Source organism: Neorhodopirellula pilleata (assembly GCF_007859915.1).
In the GTDB taxonomy this organism is placed as follows: domain Bacteria; phylum Planctomycetota; class Planctomycetia; order Pirellulales; family Pirellulaceae; genus Rhodopirellula; species Rhodopirellula pilleata.
Genome location: NZ_SJPM01000015.1, coordinates 84,524 through 100,642, shown reverse-complemented (window position 1 = coordinate 100,642; position 16,119 = coordinate 84,524). Strand labels below are relative to the sequence as shown.

Genomic DNA, 16,119 nt, shown 5'->3' with positions numbered 1-16,119 from the left:
TCCGAAAAGAGCTGATACCAATGATCGAACGCTCTCGCGTGGTCGTCTCGATCGCGTCCGATCCTAGCAAGTTCGATGTGAAGTTTGCCGTCGAGACTGGAATCGCCGTCTTGCTAGATAAGCCGATCATTGCGGTAGTGAGACCGGGAACGAAGATCCCGGAGAAGCTCGCGAGAGTGGTCGATCGATTCGTTGAATACAACGAAAACAATCTCGATCAAACGACCGAAGGAATCGCGAACGCTCTGAAGGAACTAGGGGTGGGGCAATGACGCGAAGTCTTAGCGAGAAGTCAGCTCACAAAGTGCTCGACACTTACAACGTACCCGTTGGAATGATTCACGATCGAGTGACGTTAATGGGGATTCGCCTTGAATATGCCGAGAAACGAGCGGCCATGAAGGAACCGAAGGTTTTCAAACCTCATTGGCCGGAAGGCCTCGAGGCGATGAAACGATATGAGATCCTATGCGACGACGACGGGAATCGCTGCGGGTCTCAAATGAACGTCATGGTCGATAACCAAGGTGATGTGTACGTGGGAATGCACGCGTACCATGACGAGGAGAGGACCGCCGAGAACCTGGACCCGTTCCCATCGATTCGGATTCGAACGGGGATCGGCGGCGGTCGCAATCGCCGAACGCGTCAGGCGTTGCTGTGGCTTGCCAAGGCGATCGAGCTCGACTCGCAATCGAACGAAGGTTGCCTAGGATGAGAAAGAACGAAAAGCCGTTCCTCGAGTGGCGGAAGCAATGCTACGGGTTCAGCGGCGAGCTGTTGCCGTTGCCCGATCCGTCGACTTATGACGCGTCGGCTTACAAGCCGCCTGGTCGTCGTTTTTGGGTCGTCGAGATATGGAGCACGGGCGATTGGTTGATCCTCGAGAACGACGTCCTGGTCGACTCCGGCGAAGGCGCAACGATGAGCATCGCCGAAGCCCGCCAAATCGTCGAAGATTGGCGAAAGAAGAAGGCCCGAATGGGTCAAGGCTAATCGGCCGACGCCGGCGGGAAGAGCGGCGGGTCGTTAACGCATCCGCCGCCGTGCAGTAAGTGTTGACCGATTCGCGAGGGGCAAACGTTGAAAAGCTCGCGAAGCAAAAGACATCCGGAGTCGCCGTCGTCGTTATAAGGTCCGAAGTGTTGGCATTGATTCGAAAGGCATATCGGATGCGATCGCTTGAAGTGATCGCGATCGATCGGCCCGCGTGCGATCATCTCGCGAACCGCATTCGCAACGAAGTTAGATCGAGCGTCTCGGCCGCGAACGTCGGCAAAAATCGCCACTCGCGCCAACCGCCGCCAAGTCGATAACGATCGAAACCGTCGATCTCTTGACCGGGACCAAACTCGGCGAAATAGACGTTGTTCGGAAGAGTGACCGACTCGAAGGCGTTCGTGTCAATCGCGTAGGCGTTAAAAGCCTGCTCTTCGACTTGCGCCGAGCTGCCGAACCCGAAAACGCTAACGACGAGAGCGTAGACACGAAGGCCGCGAAACTCGAGAGCGGTCGGCCGGAAGTACGGCAACGCGGCCGGGTTCAATACCTCGAGCGAATCCGTGTCGACGATATCGCCGTCAAGGTCGTCGGCCGTGAACTCGATCGACGTATCGGTCGCCAAGATCTCGCGACGAAAGGTTGCCGAAGCGGATCGAAAGTTAAGGTTAAGCGATACGCTGTGATCGTAAGCCTTGTCCTCGACGAATTGAATCGAGCCGACCGGCGTTTGCAAATACGTGACATCGGCCGGCATCGACGATAGGCTCGAGAACACGACGTCGGGACTTTGAGCAACAACGCCGCCCATTAAGTCGAGGCCGATCCCAAGTGGCGTGATCGATCGAATCTCGCTCAAGTCGTCGGTCTCTAACGCACCGACCGGCGATCGCTCGGCGACGCCGGCGGGATACCTGAACACGACGTCAGCGATCGCGAATAACTTTCCGGCCGTTTCCTCGAATCGCAATTGCGTCGACGCGTCGAATAGGTCGACGCTGGCGATCGCGTCGGGTGCGATCTTCGCCCCGAAGAACTCGACCGTTTGGACGCCGGAGCCGTCGTCGAAACCCGCTCCGGTTGCGTGCAATTGGACGGCCGCCGTCGGCGACGTTCTAACGAGCTGATCGATCGCCGTTTCGCAGTGATCGAATTTCTGGAAGATCTCGCGAAGGATCTCGTCGCGAGATCCGGACCGATCGATAGTCTGCGATTCAAGCCGCCAACCGGCGACGCCGAACGGAGCGAATAACGGACAGATCACCGCGTCGGGGCAGTCCTGGCGATTATCGACGCGAGGGTCGCGAATCTGCGAAACGGTGATCGTCGGCCAAGTCTCGAGTTCGCTCCAAGGATCGGCCGGCGTGTACGGCGTCACTCGCAAGAGGATCGATCGGTTCGCCCAGTCGACCGGGAGATCGAGCGAGCCCGTGTAATGATCCGCGATCGGATCTCCGAACTCGTCGAGCTCGTGAGGATCGGCGGCCGCGTCGAAGTCGTCGAAAACAACGTCGCCGATCCTGCGGAAGTTGACGCCGTGAATCTGCAGCGATCCCGAACGCAAGATGATCGATCCGAACGTTTGGGATTGAAGGTTGATCGTTCTAACGAGAACGTTGTCGACGTATAGGTCGCTTTGATCGTCGGCGGTCCGGATCTCGATCGTCGATAAGACATCGCCGGACGTTGGATCAAGGAACTCGATCATACGCATCGACGACGCATCAATCTTAATCGGGATCGAAGGCAACGCCGATCGAGTCTGTAACTTATGAACGCCGTCGACGTCGATCGATTCGAGCGTCGGCGAATGAAGATAATCCGCGACGTAAGCGAAGTTTCGAAAAGCGGTCAAAGTAGAATCACGCTCCGGGGTCCATTGAGGTTAATTGGGTCGATCGAACGCCGGGTCGTGACGTCAACGCCGGCGGCGGCCGCGTTGATCGCGTCCGCGACGGTTGAAAAGTCTTGTCCCGGCGTTGGAACGAGAAATTTATCGGGGTCGATGATGGTAGGCGACGCGGAGAACACCGAGGCCCAGTCCCGAGGCTCGATAAGTTCGGCGGCCGTGAGTCCCGTTCCGCCCGATTCAATGAAGACCGTTGTCGGATCGGGAGACGAATACCAAACGGAATCGAAGTCGAGAACCGCGACCGACCGAAAGGAACCGAGGCTAACGTGTCGATCGGATTGCTTCATAGGTTGCGATCGAGTGAGAAGACCTAGCGTCGGGTCGGTCGGATGCGGCCCCGGCGTTTCGATGACCGGCCGCGAGTAGTCGAATCCAAACTCGATCGTGATGAAACCGGTGTCAACATTCGAACCATCGTAAACCGCGACGACGTCGTCGAGCGTTCCGGTCTCGAGATGACTCGACGTCGCCGACGTTTGCCACGGGTCCCACTGGTAATTGCTCGAATAAAGCCCGAGCAATCCGAACGGATCATCGGCCGGCGTGAGGTATTGCGTAACGAGGTAGCCGATTCGAAAACGCGTGGTCTCGCTCCACTCGTGACGATAAAGCGAATAGATTCGAATCGGTTTCTTGGACACCTTTCGCGCGAGCTCATGCGTTTGGATGACGCAACCGCAGCAAGACCCAGGAGCCAAGCAATTAACAGCCATCGCCTACGCTCCTCGAGCGGTTTTTCTTGAGTGGCACGAATGGCAAAGGCCTTGCCAATTCGATCGGGACCAAAAGAGTTTTGGGTCGCCGCGATGGGGGACGATGTGGTCGACTTGGCTCGCGATCCGTTCGCCGCATTCTTTGCAAATGTGGTTAGCGGGTTCGGCTAAGAACTCTTTCGCGGCTCGTCGCCAATTGCGGCCGTAGCCGCGACGGGCGGCGGTGGGGCGGGCCTCGACGGCCGGCGTGATTGCTTGGCGGGTTCCCCTGCAGGCGTCGCAGCGTGAACCACGGCCGATATGCGAGCGGCGACAAATCACGCACGACTTGCGAGCTTCAGGAACCGCCATCGCGAACGATCAAACGACGGAGGATGAATCCGCTTTCGCGGGCGGCTCGGCGGCGACACTGGCCGGGACGTTCGCCTTCGGCCGGTTGTTGATCACTTCGGCGAGCTCGTCGAACACGGCGTCGAGTTTCTTCTCGCGTCGACGGGCCTCGAGGGCGTCGGCGACGATGCGAGTTTCCCACGGGTCGACGAGCGACGGAGCGACGGCGGCGGCCGATTGGCCGGGAACGCCTGGCGTACCAAACAATGCACCGAAAATGCGTTGCGGAATGCCGCGACGAATCGCGATAACACCGAGAAGGACCGAGGCGAAAACGATTAGCGTAATAGTCATGATCGAGAGGCACGGGGAGAGGTGAGAGCGTTTGCGATCAAGACGGCCAAACCGGCCGCGATCGCGTTAAGTAACCAAGTCGATTCGCGAAGCTGCGCGACGATCTCGCCGAGCTGGTCGATCGCGACGCCGGCTGTGTCGAGTTTATCGCGAGTGTCGCGCAAGCGATCGCCGGGCCGCCATCGGTCGCCGCGCTGAGCCGAGATCTCGCTCGCGTGAGGGCCTTCGCCGGCTAAACGATATGACGCCTGCAGCTCGGCATAAAGAGCATCGGCCGACGTCGGCAACGTGTCGCGAGTCGCAACGTAAAGAACGCCGGAATCCGGACGAGCGAAAACGATCGCCGGCGGGCTCGATCCGGACGGCATCGACTTCGCATAGCGATAACGAAAAAGATCGCTGCGAGATTGAAGTCTCGAGCAATCGCATCGTTTGGCGAGAGCGAGCAAGCCGTCGTGATCGCGGAACCAATCGGCAACGCCGGGCGGCTCGTCGACCAAGACGAGTTGATACTTCGCCGGCCGTGGTGGCATCGTTTGGGCGTCGGCCGTCGACGCGAGAATGACCGAAACGACCGTGATCACGACAAGGTCGATCCCGATCGCACGGCTATCGTTTCTCGCTACCCAACAGAACGACAAAGCCGAAACGCTGCCGACTATGAAGGCGACGAAATCAAAAGGGCCTGGCGTTCCATGGCCGGAGTCGATAAAGACGAGACACGCGACCCAAACGACGCCAAGAACGGACTTGATAGCGAGCTGCTTCATTGAATCGCGTTTCGCAGTTTGGCGGCGACGGGATCGTTTGACTTGCCGACGCGTTGAAGGTGGACGTTCAAGAAACCGAGACGCTCGCGCGGCGTGGTGCGGTCCCAACAATCTTGACACAAGATCAACGCCGACGCACCGCCGGGAGTGGTGAGGTTATGCCAACCGTCGCCGACCGTCGGCCGTTGGCATCTCATGCATGGATACGCACCGGTTTTCTTCTCGTTGAGTCGGTCGACTCGAGAAACAACCGTGCAGCTAGGACACGACTCGCAAGCGTTAACCGTCGAATCAGGTTGCTCGTCGCTGGCCGATTGAGTGCTGCCTTTGGCGTCCGGGTCATCGTCTTCGAAAGATCCGCGATTAGGGCAATTCCCGCCGGGGCAGTCGGAACAGTCGGAACCGTTGCAATCGATCGGGCAGTTATCGCCGTTGCACTCGCCGAAGCCGTTGCTATCGGTTTCGTCGGTCGGGTGGGCGAAATTGTCGTCGGCTCGATCGCGTGGCTTGTCGCCAATGAGCAAGCATCCGGAGCCGCAACAGACGAGCAAAAACGCAAAGGCGGAAGCGGCGAAAAGTCGGGACATGAATCGGGGCGGGTGCATGGATTCCACCGGTCGTAGAAGGGGGCGGGCAACGGAGTACCCAGGACAGTAAGGGCAAAGCCGCCGTACCCTTGCCAAGCGCGAATGAACTCGTTGGCCGGGACGCGGATCGGCGTTTGAACGCGGTTGTTGTCGAGCACGATCGCGTAGGTGTCGCCGTTTCCGGACTTCGCGAATCCGCAAAACGTGCAGCAGTGAGCCGGCAAATACCAAATGATCGCACCGAGCCGGTGGTCGCTGCACCATTGCAAGAAACGAGCGTCGCCGGGGCGATCGATCGCGACGTATGGCAATCGTTCACTCTTGCAGATGTTTTGAATCGAGGTCGCCGTTTGGCCGCCGCCGTAGTGCTTTCGAAGTCGTTCGGCGGCGGCGTGGTTGTTTTGCCACCGAAGCACCGAGACGAGCGAAGCGACGGCGCAAGAGCCTTCGCCGCCGTAAAGCCAATTCGTTTGACGCAGTGAAACCGGCAAGTTGACCGACGACGGCATTTCGTCGACGGGTTTAGGCGTGATCGCGATCCGAGGGGGTGCGATCTCGCAACCGACGACGCAAACGATCGTTAGTGTGACGAGATAAAGCCGGAGGAACCGAGAGCGGACGATCGCGTCGAGCATAACAAGCAATCCTGAGTCGTGATGATGGCACCGCAGCCGCGACACCGAACGGGCCGAGATCGATAACCGCCGACGGTCATCGAGTCGCGGATTTTGCAAACCGTCGAGTGATGAACACCGACGACGATCGCGATCCGCCTCAAGGAAAGATCCCCGCCGTCGATCATGTTTCGGATTTTCCGCACCCGTGCGGCCGGAATCTTTGGTTTGCGTTGCGGTGGATTGACCGCGTCGCGATGAACCCACCGCCAAGCCGTGCTGACGCTGACGCCGGCGGCGGCCGCCGCGTCGGTGTAGGCGGCCCCGTCCAAGACAGCCGCAACGACTTCGCCGCGACTCAAGATGTAATCGTGCATGTGCCCGCTTGATGAGAGAGCCTGAAACGCTGGCGACTCCGCCGCGTGTCGCGTCTCACGCATACGGCAAAGTTTAACGGGTCCATCGTCCGGCGACGATTCCCAGGCGTCGGCGATTCCGCAAACGCCGACGCGGGCCGCTCCGCCGCGACGATGCGGGACTGAGCAACCCGACAAGCAACGCGAGCAAACGACCGCATGGGCCAACGTGGACCGCTACCGAAACCGACAGCGCGAAAGCGACTCGAGGGCAACCCCGGCCACCGGCCGTTGCCAACGGATGAACCGGAGCCCCGGACGCTGGACTACGTCCCGTCGCCGCCGGACTGGCTACCCGAACGGGCCAAACAGGCCTGGCGTGTGATCGCGGCCGAGCTCTGCGCCGCCGAAATGCTCGTCATGCTCGACCTGCAGATCCTGGAACTGTATTCCGTGAGTTATCACAACTGGCGAGAAATGTTCGACGTCGTTTTGCGGGACGGATACACGCAAGAGTTCTTCGATAACGACGGGAATCTCAAATACGCCCAGGCGACGCCGTCGGCGACGCTGCTCGGCAAGTTCGCGCAAGACGTCAATAAGTTCGCCAAAGTTCTCGGTCTCGGTCCGGCGTACCGCGTCGGCCTGCGGATCGGCGATCGCGACGGCGGCGGAAAGCCGGTCGATCCGATCGAGGCATTGCTCGCCGGCGTCGGCGTGTCGATGGCGGACAGCAACCCGCCGCCGAAGCGAAAGCAGGCAGCGAAAACGTCAGCGAAAAAAGCCGCCCCTCAAAAGAAAGGGAAGCGAGCGACCAAGAGTACAACGAAAAAAACTTCCAAGCCCGCCAAAAAGGCCAATAAAAAGCCCGAGGCGTGATCCGTGGTCGCCATAACTAAATACACGCCGACGCGGCGACAGCTCGCTCGAGCACGCGAGGAAGGTTGGGCGGATTGGATTCAAACGCCCCAGGACGAGGCCGCCGTCGCCCGTGGTTGCTATTTCGACATCAAGTCGGCTCTGACGACGCGTTTTCTGTTTGAACGCGTCCTGACGCACGGCAAGGCCCCTTTCGCGGGCGAACCGTTCAAGCTGCTCGACTGGCAATGGCACGGACTGATCGGGCCGCTCTACGGGTGGAAGATGCCCGACGCGACGCGGCGGTTTCTATCATCGTTCACGTTCATCCCGAAAAAGAACGGCAAGACGCAGCTCGCCGCCGGGATCGCGATTCGCGAAGCGATGGAACAAATCGGGGCACGCGTCTACATGACGGCCGTCGCTCGGTCCCAAGCCGCCGATTGTTTCGACGAGGCGGCCGGGATGATCGAACGAGCCCCGTCGCTCGAAAAGGTGTTCGATGTTCGGCGGTCGACGTATCGGGCGATCATCCCGACGCGCAACGCTTGCATAGCCGCGATCACGGCGAGCGGCGGAAGCTCGCAAGGCAAAAACGCGAACTGTTTGATCCTGGACGAGCTCCACGAATGGAAAGACCGCTCGTTTTTCGGATCGCTGCTCTACGCGACGACGGCCCGAATCAACTCGCTCGTATTCATGATCACGACGGCCGGCGACTCGCGAACGTCAATTTGCTTTGAGGAGTACGAAAGAGCGTGTCGGATTCGAGACGGCAAAGATATGTCGATCGATCACTTACCGGTGATCTTCGAAGCCGGTCCCGATGACGATTGGAAGAAGCTGGCGACGTGGGAGCGAGCAAACCCGAGTTACGGGATCACGCTACCGGTCCGGAACATCGAGGCGGCGATCAACCAAGCGAAAGGATCTCCGGAACGGATCGGCGATCTTAAACGTTATCGACTCAATCAATGGACCCAGCCCCGTGACGCCTGGCTCGACGTCCCGACGTGGGACGCGTTACCCGAGGCCGATCCGAGCGAGCTCGACGGGATGCGATGTTATGCCGGCGTCGACTTGGCTCGCGTGCATGACTTCGCCGCGTTCGTGCGTTTGTTCGAGCATGACGACGCGTCGGTTTCGTTGTTGTTCAAGTTGTGGATTCCGGCCGACCTGGTTGTCGAGAAAAGCCACACGGATCAGATCCCGCTTGCCGATTGGGTGTCGCGTGGATTCGTGACCGCGACACCGGGGGCGTCGATCGACTTTTCGCTAATCCGTCGTGAGATCGTCGAGGCTCACAAGCAAACGCCATTGAAGGAACTCGGTTACGACCCGGCACTCGCCGAGCTGCTCTGCAACCAAATGCTACGCGGTGAGGACGGTCTAAATACGGTGCAAGTTCCGCCGCGAATGGGATACATGAGCCCGCCGTCGACGGAGTTCGAACGGCTAATCGACGCCGGCAAAGTCCGACACGATCACAACCCTGCGGTCTCTTGGATGGTCGGAAACGTGATCGTCTATCGCGACAGCAACGATCAGATTCGCCCGATGAAAGGCCGATCGAAAGGGCGAATTGACGGGATCACGGCCGCGATCATCGCGATTAACCGGCGGATGCAAGTCACGATCGAAGACAAGCCGACGCACTACGACACCCACAAAGTCGAGTTTATTTGATGTTGAAAACGATCTTACAACTTGCCGCCGTAGTGCTCGAGCTCGTCGGACGTCAAACGGCCGAGCGAGGTTTCGAGGTCGCATTCTTCAAACGTGGTTCGCAATGCGTGCTGCTTTGCGCTCTGGTGAACCTGGTCGTCTTGGCGGTGACCTACTGGCCGCTCGTCGCCGCGTTCGATCTCGGATTGATCGCGATCGTTTACACGATCGAGAAACGATCGCGTTTGCTTCGCTTCGCTTCGCTCGTCGAGAGTGAAGACACGGACGGACCCGCCGAATGAATTTCTTCGCCCGTCAATACGCGTACTGGTTCGGCCGACGCGAAACCCGACACGAACCCGCCGGCGACGCGTCCTACTATCCGGCCGACGCTTCCGTCGGTCCGTCTTGGTTCAACTTCGGCGGCAATGGCTTAACCGTCGATCGACTCGCCGGCTATCCGCCCGTCGCGCAAGCCGTCGGCATGATCGCCGGTGATATCTCGTCGCTGCCGTTGTGCGTTTACCAGCGGACCGGGAAACGCGATCGCAGCAAGGCGAGCGACCACGAAGGACACAAGCTCGTCAATCTCGACGGATCGCCAAACGAGTACACGACGCCGTTTGATCTCTGGTTCGACTTCTATCACGACGCGTTGCTTCGCGGGCTCGGTCTGCTATGGATCGAACGCGTCGGCATCCGACCCGTCGGCCTTCATAGGCTCGATCCGGACGCCTGGTATCCCGTCAAAAAGAACCGCCGCGTTTACTGGGTCAACCACGGATCGCCGCCGATCGTGATCCCCGACGCCGACGTGATTCATCATAGCGGCGTTCGGCTCGATGGCTTGAATCCGACGAGCCCGATCCGACGCTATGCAGACACGTTCAACGTCGGAACATCATTGCAAAAGTTCGCTTCAACATTCTTTGAGAACGGCGCTCACGTCGGCGGCATTCTCAAGGCACCGCAAGGCGCAAGCCCGGACGCGATCGACAACGTCGAGGAGGGCGTCCGAAAGAAAACCGATCCGAGGAACTGGTTCAAAACCTTGATCCTCCGCGATGGCTTTGAATGGATCAAAACGAGCGTCTCGCCTCGAGACGCCCAGGTCGGCGAGCTCGACGAAAACGAGACTCGGCACGTCGCCCAAATCTACAACATTCCGCCGTCGCGTCTCGGCCTGAAGGATAGCGTCGCCTACAACTCGCTCGAGCAGGAAGAGAAACGCTATATCCGATCGACGTGCGGCCCTCATATGCGTCGGGTGATGGCTCAATGCAATCGAAAGCTGATCCGGCCGAGCGAGGCCGCGTCGCACTTCGTCGAGTATCTCGTCGACGCCTTGCAATGGACCGACGCAGCAGCCCGAGCTGCGATCGCGACCCAAGGCATCCACGCCGGATGGCTGGCGGAAAACGAGGTCCGGCACTGGCATAACTTGCCGGAGGTCGAAGGACTCGACAAGCCTCAACGTTCTAACGTCCAACCCAAGCAACAAGAGGTCAACCCCGATGCCTAAGACCCAAACTTACACGCGGCCGGCCCACACGGCCGCATCACGAAACGAGATCCGGACGGCGATCCTTCCGCGATCGCTCGCCGCGATCGAGAGCCGCGTCGACGGCGAATCGCCGATGGTGATCGCCGGCTACGGCGCGGTGTACTACGACCCGGCCGACCCGACGACCGAATACCGGATCATGCCGGATTTTGTCGAGCGGTTCCGTCGCGGTTGTTTCGATACGTTCCTCGAGTCGAAACGGGATTGCTATTGCGCCCCGTATCACGACGAGCGACGCGTTCTCGGCCGTCGATCGCGGTTGATGAATCTCACGAGTGACACGCGAGGCCTTCGGTACAGCGTCCCGCACGATCCCGACGACCCGGACCATACCGCGATCGCCGCGAAAATTAGGCGCGGTGATGTGTCCGGGTCGTCGATCGACTTTGCCGCCGTCGCTGAAGAGTGGCGGCGAGATCCCGAAACCGACGCCGTGATCCGCGAAGTGATCGAGGCGGAAGTGTTTCATCTCGGCCCGGTCGTCGGCGAAGCGTATTCCGGAACGACGGCCGAGATCCGGACCGACCAACGTTCAGGGTGCGACGGTTGGCAATTGTTGCTCGACCGCAAGGCCGCATTCGAAGCCGCCGAGACGGCCGGCCATGACGCGTTGCTGATCGAGATCGATTGCCTGCTATTGGACTAAGCGATGTTCCGAATGATCTTACTGGTCGCGTCGCTCGCGATCGCCTCGACTTGCAACGCTCAATCCGTTCCCGACGGGACGCTCGTTTTCAGCAACAAGAAAGGGATCGTCGGCCGAGTCGCTCGACGGATCACCGGAGGCGATCGATACACACACGTCGGCATCGTGTTTGATGGCTACGTCTATGAAAGTGACTGGCCGCGATCGAAGCGAACTCCGGTGCAATCGTATGGAAAACCGGGAAGCACGAACGACTACTACGCCCCGTCGACGCCGATCGATCGGGATCGACTCGCCGCGATGCGATCGCAAGCGAACGCGACGCTCGGCACGCCTTACCGCTTGCGAGGATACTTCCGGCCTGGCGTGACGTCCGCCGGCACCTGGTGTAGCCCCTACGTCGGCCGAATACTCGCCGCCGGCGGGTCAAGTCTATCAAACCATGATCGACACGAACCGCAAAACCTACTGCGACGCGTTGGCGGAGACCACCGCTTGAGCAGCCGCGTGCGTCGCTAATCCATGATATCTGACTAACCTATTCCGACAAAATTCCAACCTACTCCGACTTTTATGTCAGGCCAAACTCTAGCTCTACCGTCACTCGTTGCAGCGTCATCCGGTCTCGGATCTTTGCCTCTGACTGATCCGTACATTATTGGTCAGTCTTGGATTGACCCAGGATCGGGAACCATCAAGCGATCAAGACCGTGGATAAACCCTGGCCGGTCAGAAATACAGGTCGGCGGATTGCCGCGATCCCAATGGGGCGACTACGGCGATGGTGATTGGTGGACAGGGGGCCAAGGAGCGGTTGGTCGCACTTTGGTTCTTGGCGGCCCGAAATACCAGATTCGTCAATCCGGCTTTATCACCGGGGGCAGTTACAGGAGTGCTTCGTTTTTTAGTGATGTGCTGACAAGACTAATGATCTTACGACTAACTGGATCGACATGGTCGGTAGTTGCATCGACAGATTTGCAATCTGGGTTTTCAGCGGACTCCGAAAATGATTTTGTGCTCGCAAGCCCGCTTGCGTGTAATGTTGGTGATTATGTTGGACTCTTCTTAACTAGGACATCTGATTCGTCGTCAACGATTGTTGCAACGGCAGATGCCAATGCAATCACCTACTACTCACAGGGTGATTTTTCAAACGGCGGAAGCGACATCGGCAGCGAAGGTTCCGACACCACGTACAACATGCACATCGCAGTGGACGCGGTTGCCCCATATTTGTCTGTGACCGGGGATTCTCTCGTTGAGGGCCACAACACTGCCACACCTTGGCACAGTTACCTGCACGCCGGAAACACGGTTGGCGGCAACCAAGATGCGGAGCCGGGTGGTGTCATTCGATCAATTTTAACCGGATTGACTCAGCAAAATCATGCACTAGGTAGCACTGATTTTGCGTGGTGCCGGTCAACTGGGGTGCCAGCAGCGGTCGCCAGTGGTGCAAGTGCAATATGGATACACTGCGGCGTTAACGATCAGGACAATGGACGAACGATTGAGCAAGTGATCTCAGACCTCGACGCAATCAGGATCTTGGTGCCGTCGGAAACACGGTTGATTTTGAGCGAAATCTTGCCGTGGACCGGCTCAACAGATTCGGCGGCTGCGGAAATTCGCGAGTGGAATTCGGCGATCTCCGAATGGGCAGCATCAAATGATGCGGAGCGAGTGTTGAGCCACGCGGCATTTGGGGTTAATCGAGTCTCGACAGGTCAGCCGGATGACCTAAATCCCGACTACGACAACGGGGATAACGTCCATCTATCAACAGATGGAGTGCAGAAACTAGCCGAGCTAATCGCTGCTCAAATCTACAACGGGAGTGCAACATGACCGCGACAGTAGTGCAAATTTTGGCTGGCACGTCTTCGACTGGCATCACGCTAGCGGCATTGAGCGGGACAACTGGATCAGCGTCAAATCCGTACACGCCGACGTTTGTCGCTGGCAACATAGCCACGATTACGGTTGACGGATTGGCGGGCGATTGGGTGTACACAGATGGACTTGGGTACTCAGGCATCATTCGCGACTTAGTTTCCGACGGCACAATTGTCGAACTAGGCAATGTGCCTAGTACGGAGGAAATCGCGACGCGACTCCTCGTCACGCCTGAAAACAAGCTCGCGACCAGTGCGGACGGGCGAGTCACCACGACACTGACAGCGACCGCACTGGCCGACGAGATCATTCCACGACTGGCCGGAATCACGATCACGATCAACTCGCCATCGTTCAGCGGTGCGACCGGATCGGATCTCGACGTCGAGCAAGGCGACGACTACGCGACGCGTCCGGCTCGAATCGACATCGTCTCGGCCGAGGACCTGACGGAGTACAAATACGTCCTGGCCGCAAGGCTGCCCAGCAACGCCGACGCGGGACTCGCGCTCGAGATGACGATCCAAGAGGACGAGGTCGGGCAATACGCGTTGTTCGCGCCGACGGCCGAGCAAACCGAATCGTGGTCGATCGGAACTTATGAGCTGCGACACCGGATCAAGATCGCGGCGAACAAGTATCACACGGTCAAGCGAGGCCGCCTCAACGTGACGCCGTTTGACACGCCGGCCAACGCCGTCGACGTCGACCCGCCGGCCAACGCCGTCGACGTCGACCCGCCGGCATAAAAACGCCGACACGGCCGGGTCGATCGTTCACAATCTTTCGCCAATCGATTGACCCCTTTCCACCTTTCCCAAGGCCGAGCCGTGCCCAAGCTCCAAGAACTTCGCGAACGTCGCGAGAAGATCCGCACCGAGATCGAGAAGACCCGACAAACCGTCGCCGAACGTCGCGACAACAAAGAGCACGCCGGGCCGATCTTGACCAACGAAGAGCGCACCGCGTTCGACAAAATGAAGGCCGATTATTTATCGGTCAACGAGGAGGTGAAGGCGGAAGAGGGGGCGGTCGATATCGACGACTTCCTGACGCAAACGGCCGAGCACGAACAGCGCTCACGCCGAGGACCTGGCGGCCGTCTCGATCCTCTCGGTGATGATCCGTTGCCCGGTGGCGATGGTGCGAGCTACGGCGACGCACTCGGCACGAGCGACCGCTCGACGTTGCGTGAGCACGCTCGCCGAGAGCTCCGGCAAACGCTCGCCATGCAAGCGTGGGCGTTGTCCGCAAACTGTGCGGACCGCATCACCGACGAGCATCGTCAAGCCGTCCACGAAACCCGCACGCAAATGGGCGTCGACTTCGAAATCGCCGGCCTTCCCGAGCATCAACTTCGCGAGCTGCGGACTCGAGTCCGTGGATACGCGAAAGAACGTCGGATCGACGAAGCGTCTCGTTTACTGCCGAGCCTGGTCCGCGAATCGCGAGCCGTCGCGGCCGTGGCCGGTGCGGCCGATATGGCGAACTTGGCTCCGGAGGTCGCAAGCGTAGCGATGGAACGGGCGTTGATCACGATCGGCGGCATCGTCAACGCGGCCGACGTGATGGTGACGGCGACCGGCAACAAGATGACCTGGCCGACCGCCGATGATACCTCGAACGAAGGCAAGCAGATCGACGAGGTGACCGCCCAGTCGCCCGACGGCACCAAACCGACGATCGGGGCGTTCTCGGTTTCGTCGTTCGAGTTCTCGAGCGACTTCATTCGTCTCGGCAACCAAACTTTGCGTGACAGTCCGACGGCGTTCGTCGCGGCCGTTTCCGCGATGATCGGCGAGCGTCTCGGCCGTGCGATCAACCGCAAGGCAACGAGCGGGGCCGGCACGACCACACTCCGAGGTCTCGAACTCGGTGCCGTCGTCGGTTTCGAGATGCCCGACGCGGTGACGTTCGCCCATGCCGGATTGCTGAAGCTGAAGCATTCCGTCGACGGTGCCTATCGATCGGTCGCATCGTGGATGATGAACGATGAGATCCTCGTCGAGATCATGTTGCTGACCGATGACAACGGACGGCCGCTCTACGTGGAAGCGAACGACGGCCGTTTGCCGACGTTGCTTAATCGCCCGGTCGAGATCAACAACCATATGGCCGCCCACGGTACGAGCGAACCGAACCGCGCTCGGATCATCTTCGGCGACTTGATGAAGTACAAGCTCCGTCTCGTCGGCAACGTCCGGACTCAAGTCTACCGCGAGAAGTTTGCCGAGTACGACCAAACCGGTTACGACGGCAAGCGAGGAGCCGACGGCGGCGTGTTGAACGCCGGCGGCGATCCGATCAAGTCGATGCTCTTCCCTGAAGAAGAGTGATCTAGCGATTCAACCCCTGAAGGCCGGCGTGTCTTGGATTGCCCAGGACACGCCGGCCGCCTTGTTCTAATAACTGTGAGGGGCCGGCCTTGTGACTCGCCGGCCCGAATGCAAAGGCCGGCCGGTTCTTTTACTCCTTTCGGAACCGGCCGGCCGTTTTTGTTTACCGACCGATTCACCGGAGCGATCATGGCTAAGTTTACTTTGACAACTTCCGTCCGACGCGATGGCGTCAACTTCAAACGCGGCGACGAGATCGAACTCGACGAAGCAACCGCCGCGAAGTACGGCGAACTGGGATGGCTCGAGGGAACCGAACCGAAAACGCGCCGGAATCCAAAACTGGCCGCCAAGAAATCCGCGTCGAAAACCAAAAGCGGGCCCAGAGCGGCGACGAAGGCGGAAACGACCGACAAGGCGACCGGCAAAGCGGAAAACAAGCAGGCCGGAAACGTCAGCGGTGACGTCGACGCGAAACCGGTCATCTGATCGCGGAACATTCGCGAAGGTGAAACC

At 59.4% G+C, this 16,119-nt stretch carries 22 protein-coding genes; 13 read left to right on the top strand and 9 right to left on the bottom strand.

What is annotated here, in order from left to right; translation table 11 throughout:
- Positions 1-20 precede the first annotated feature (20 nt).
- The 3 genes from Pla100_RS25190 to Pla100_RS25180 are packed head-to-tail and all read left to right on the top strand — an operon-like array spanning position 21 to position 996.
- On the top strand, positions 21-272 hold the full coding sequence (locus Pla100_RS25190) for a hypothetical protein (RefSeq protein WP_146581343.1): 252 nt from the start codon (positions 21-23) through the stop codon (positions 270-272).
- Positions 269-718 carry a hypothetical protein gene (locus Pla100_RS25185; protein ID WP_146581342.1) on the top strand — a complete coding sequence of 150 codons (450 nt, stop codon included), beginning with the start codon at positions 269-271 and terminating at the stop codon, positions 716-718. The genes Pla100_RS25190 and Pla100_RS25185 overlap by 4 nt, the downstream gene beginning before the upstream one ends.
- A complete protein-coding gene (locus tag Pla100_RS25180) occupies positions 715-996 on the top strand; it encodes a hypothetical protein (RefSeq protein ID WP_146581340.1) in 282 nt (93 codons plus the stop codon). Before Pla100_RS25185 ends, Pla100_RS25180 begins: the two co-directional genes overlap by 4 nt.
- Here Pla100_RS25180 and Pla100_RS25175 read toward each other — a convergent pair.
- From Pla100_RS25175 to Pla100_RS25135, 9 genes are read right to left on the bottom strand one after another with little or no spacing between them, the layout of a single operon-like run.
- Positions 993-1,220: a hypothetical protein gene (locus tag Pla100_RS25175; RefSeq protein WP_146581338.1), complete on the bottom strand. Its 228-nt coding sequence runs from the start codon at positions 1,218-1,220 to the stop codon at positions 993-995. The genes Pla100_RS25180 and Pla100_RS25175 overlap by 4 nt on opposite strands.
- Positions 1,217-2,854, bottom strand: coding sequence for a hypothetical protein (locus tag Pla100_RS25170; RefSeq protein ID WP_146581336.1), 1,638 nt, complete (start codon positions 2,852-2,854; stop codon positions 1,217-1,219). Before Pla100_RS25170 ends, Pla100_RS25175 begins: the two co-directional genes overlap by 4 nt.
- Positions 2,851-3,624 carry a hypothetical protein gene (locus Pla100_RS25165; protein ID WP_146581334.1) on the bottom strand — a complete coding sequence of 258 codons (774 nt, stop codon included), beginning with the start codon at positions 3,622-3,624 and terminating at the stop codon, positions 2,851-2,853. The genes Pla100_RS25170 and Pla100_RS25165 overlap by 4 nt, the downstream gene beginning before the upstream one ends.
- Before the next feature lie 3 nt (positions 3,625-3,627).
- Positions 3,628-3,975 (bottom strand): HNH endonuclease, encoded by a 348-nt coding sequence (locus tag Pla100_RS32510; protein ID WP_146581332.1) that lies wholly within the window; start codon positions 3,973-3,975, stop codon positions 3,628-3,630.
- A 9-nt stretch (positions 3,976-3,984) separates the two neighbouring features.
- Positions 3,985-4,308, bottom strand: coding sequence for a hypothetical protein (locus Pla100_RS25155; protein ID WP_146581330.1), 324 nt, complete (start codon positions 4,306-4,308; stop codon positions 3,985-3,987).
- Positions 4,305-5,078 (bottom strand): hypothetical protein, encoded by a 774-nt coding sequence (locus Pla100_RS25150; RefSeq protein ID WP_146581328.1) that lies wholly within the window; start codon positions 5,076-5,078, stop codon positions 4,305-4,307. The genes Pla100_RS25155 and Pla100_RS25150 overlap by 4 nt, the downstream gene beginning before the upstream one ends.
- Positions 5,075-5,275: a hypothetical protein gene (locus Pla100_RS25145; RefSeq protein ID WP_146581326.1), complete on the bottom strand. Its 201-nt coding sequence runs from the start codon at positions 5,273-5,275 to the stop codon at positions 5,075-5,077. The genes Pla100_RS25150 and Pla100_RS25145 overlap by 4 nt, the downstream gene beginning before the upstream one ends.
- Positions 5,272-6,300: a hypothetical protein gene (locus Pla100_RS25140; RefSeq protein WP_146581325.1), complete on the bottom strand. Its 1,029-nt coding sequence runs from the start codon at positions 6,298-6,300 to the stop codon at positions 5,272-5,274. Before Pla100_RS25140 ends, Pla100_RS25145 begins: the two co-directional genes overlap by 4 nt.
- Positions 6,246-6,656 (bottom strand): helix-turn-helix domain-containing protein, encoded by a 411-nt coding sequence (locus Pla100_RS25135; protein ID WP_146581323.1) that lies wholly within the window; start codon positions 6,654-6,656, stop codon positions 6,246-6,248. Before Pla100_RS25135 ends, Pla100_RS25140 begins: the two co-directional genes overlap by 55 nt.
- Positions 6,657-6,854: 198 nt before the next feature.
- On the opposite strand from Pla100_RS25135, the gene Pla100_RS25130 reads away from it, so the two are divergent.
- From Pla100_RS25130 to Pla100_RS25085, 10 genes are all read left to right on the top strand, one after another.
- Positions 6,855-7,514 (top strand): phage terminase small subunit P27 family, encoded by a 660-nt coding sequence (locus tag Pla100_RS25130; RefSeq protein ID WP_146581321.1) that lies wholly within the window; start codon positions 6,855-6,857, stop codon positions 7,512-7,514.
- 3 nt (positions 7,515-7,517) lie between these two features.
- Entirely contained in the window at positions 7,518-9,179 is a 1,662-nt protein-coding gene (locus Pla100_RS25125; protein WP_146581319.1) for a terminase large subunit, read from the top strand.
- Positions 9,179-9,460, top strand: coding sequence for a hypothetical protein (locus Pla100_RS25120; protein ID WP_146581317.1), 282 nt, complete (start codon positions 9,179-9,181; stop codon positions 9,458-9,460). Before Pla100_RS25125 ends, Pla100_RS25120 begins: the two co-directional genes overlap by 1 nt.
- Positions 9,457-10,680: a phage portal protein gene (locus Pla100_RS25115; RefSeq protein ID WP_146581315.1), complete on the top strand. Its 1,224-nt coding sequence runs from the start codon at positions 9,457-9,459 to the stop codon at positions 10,678-10,680. Before Pla100_RS25120 ends, Pla100_RS25115 begins: the two co-directional genes overlap by 4 nt.
- Positions 10,673-11,368: an HK97 family phage prohead protease gene (locus tag Pla100_RS25110; protein ID WP_146581313.1), complete on the top strand. Its 696-nt coding sequence runs from the start codon at positions 10,673-10,675 to the stop codon at positions 11,366-11,368. The genes Pla100_RS25115 and Pla100_RS25110 overlap by 8 nt, the downstream gene beginning before the upstream one ends.
- A gap of 3 nt (positions 11,369-11,371) precedes the next feature.
- A complete protein-coding gene (locus Pla100_RS25105) occupies positions 11,372-11,887 on the top strand; it encodes a C40 family peptidase (RefSeq protein WP_146581311.1) in 516 nt (171 codons plus the stop codon).
- A 231-nt stretch (positions 11,888-12,118) separates the two neighbouring features.
- Positions 12,119-13,219, top strand: a complete 1,101-nt coding sequence (locus Pla100_RS25100) for an SGNH/GDSL hydrolase family protein (protein ID WP_146581309.1) — start codon at positions 12,119-12,121, stop codon at positions 13,217-13,219.
- Positions 13,216-14,016 carry a hypothetical protein gene (locus Pla100_RS25095; RefSeq protein ID WP_146581307.1) on the top strand — a complete coding sequence of 267 codons (801 nt, stop codon included), beginning with the start codon at positions 13,216-13,218 and terminating at the stop codon, positions 14,014-14,016. The genes Pla100_RS25100 and Pla100_RS25095 overlap by 4 nt, the downstream gene beginning before the upstream one ends.
- Before the next feature lie 81 nt (positions 14,017-14,097).
- Positions 14,098-15,603, top strand: a complete 1,506-nt coding sequence (locus Pla100_RS25090) for a phage major capsid protein (protein WP_197168216.1) — start codon at positions 14,098-14,100, stop codon at positions 15,601-15,603.
- Positions 15,604-15,792: 189 nt separating this feature from the next.
- Positions 15,793-16,092, top strand: coding sequence for a hypothetical protein (locus tag Pla100_RS25085; protein WP_146581303.1), 300 nt, complete (start codon positions 15,793-15,795; stop codon positions 16,090-16,092).
- The last annotated feature ends 27 nt before the right edge of the window (positions 16,093-16,119 follow it).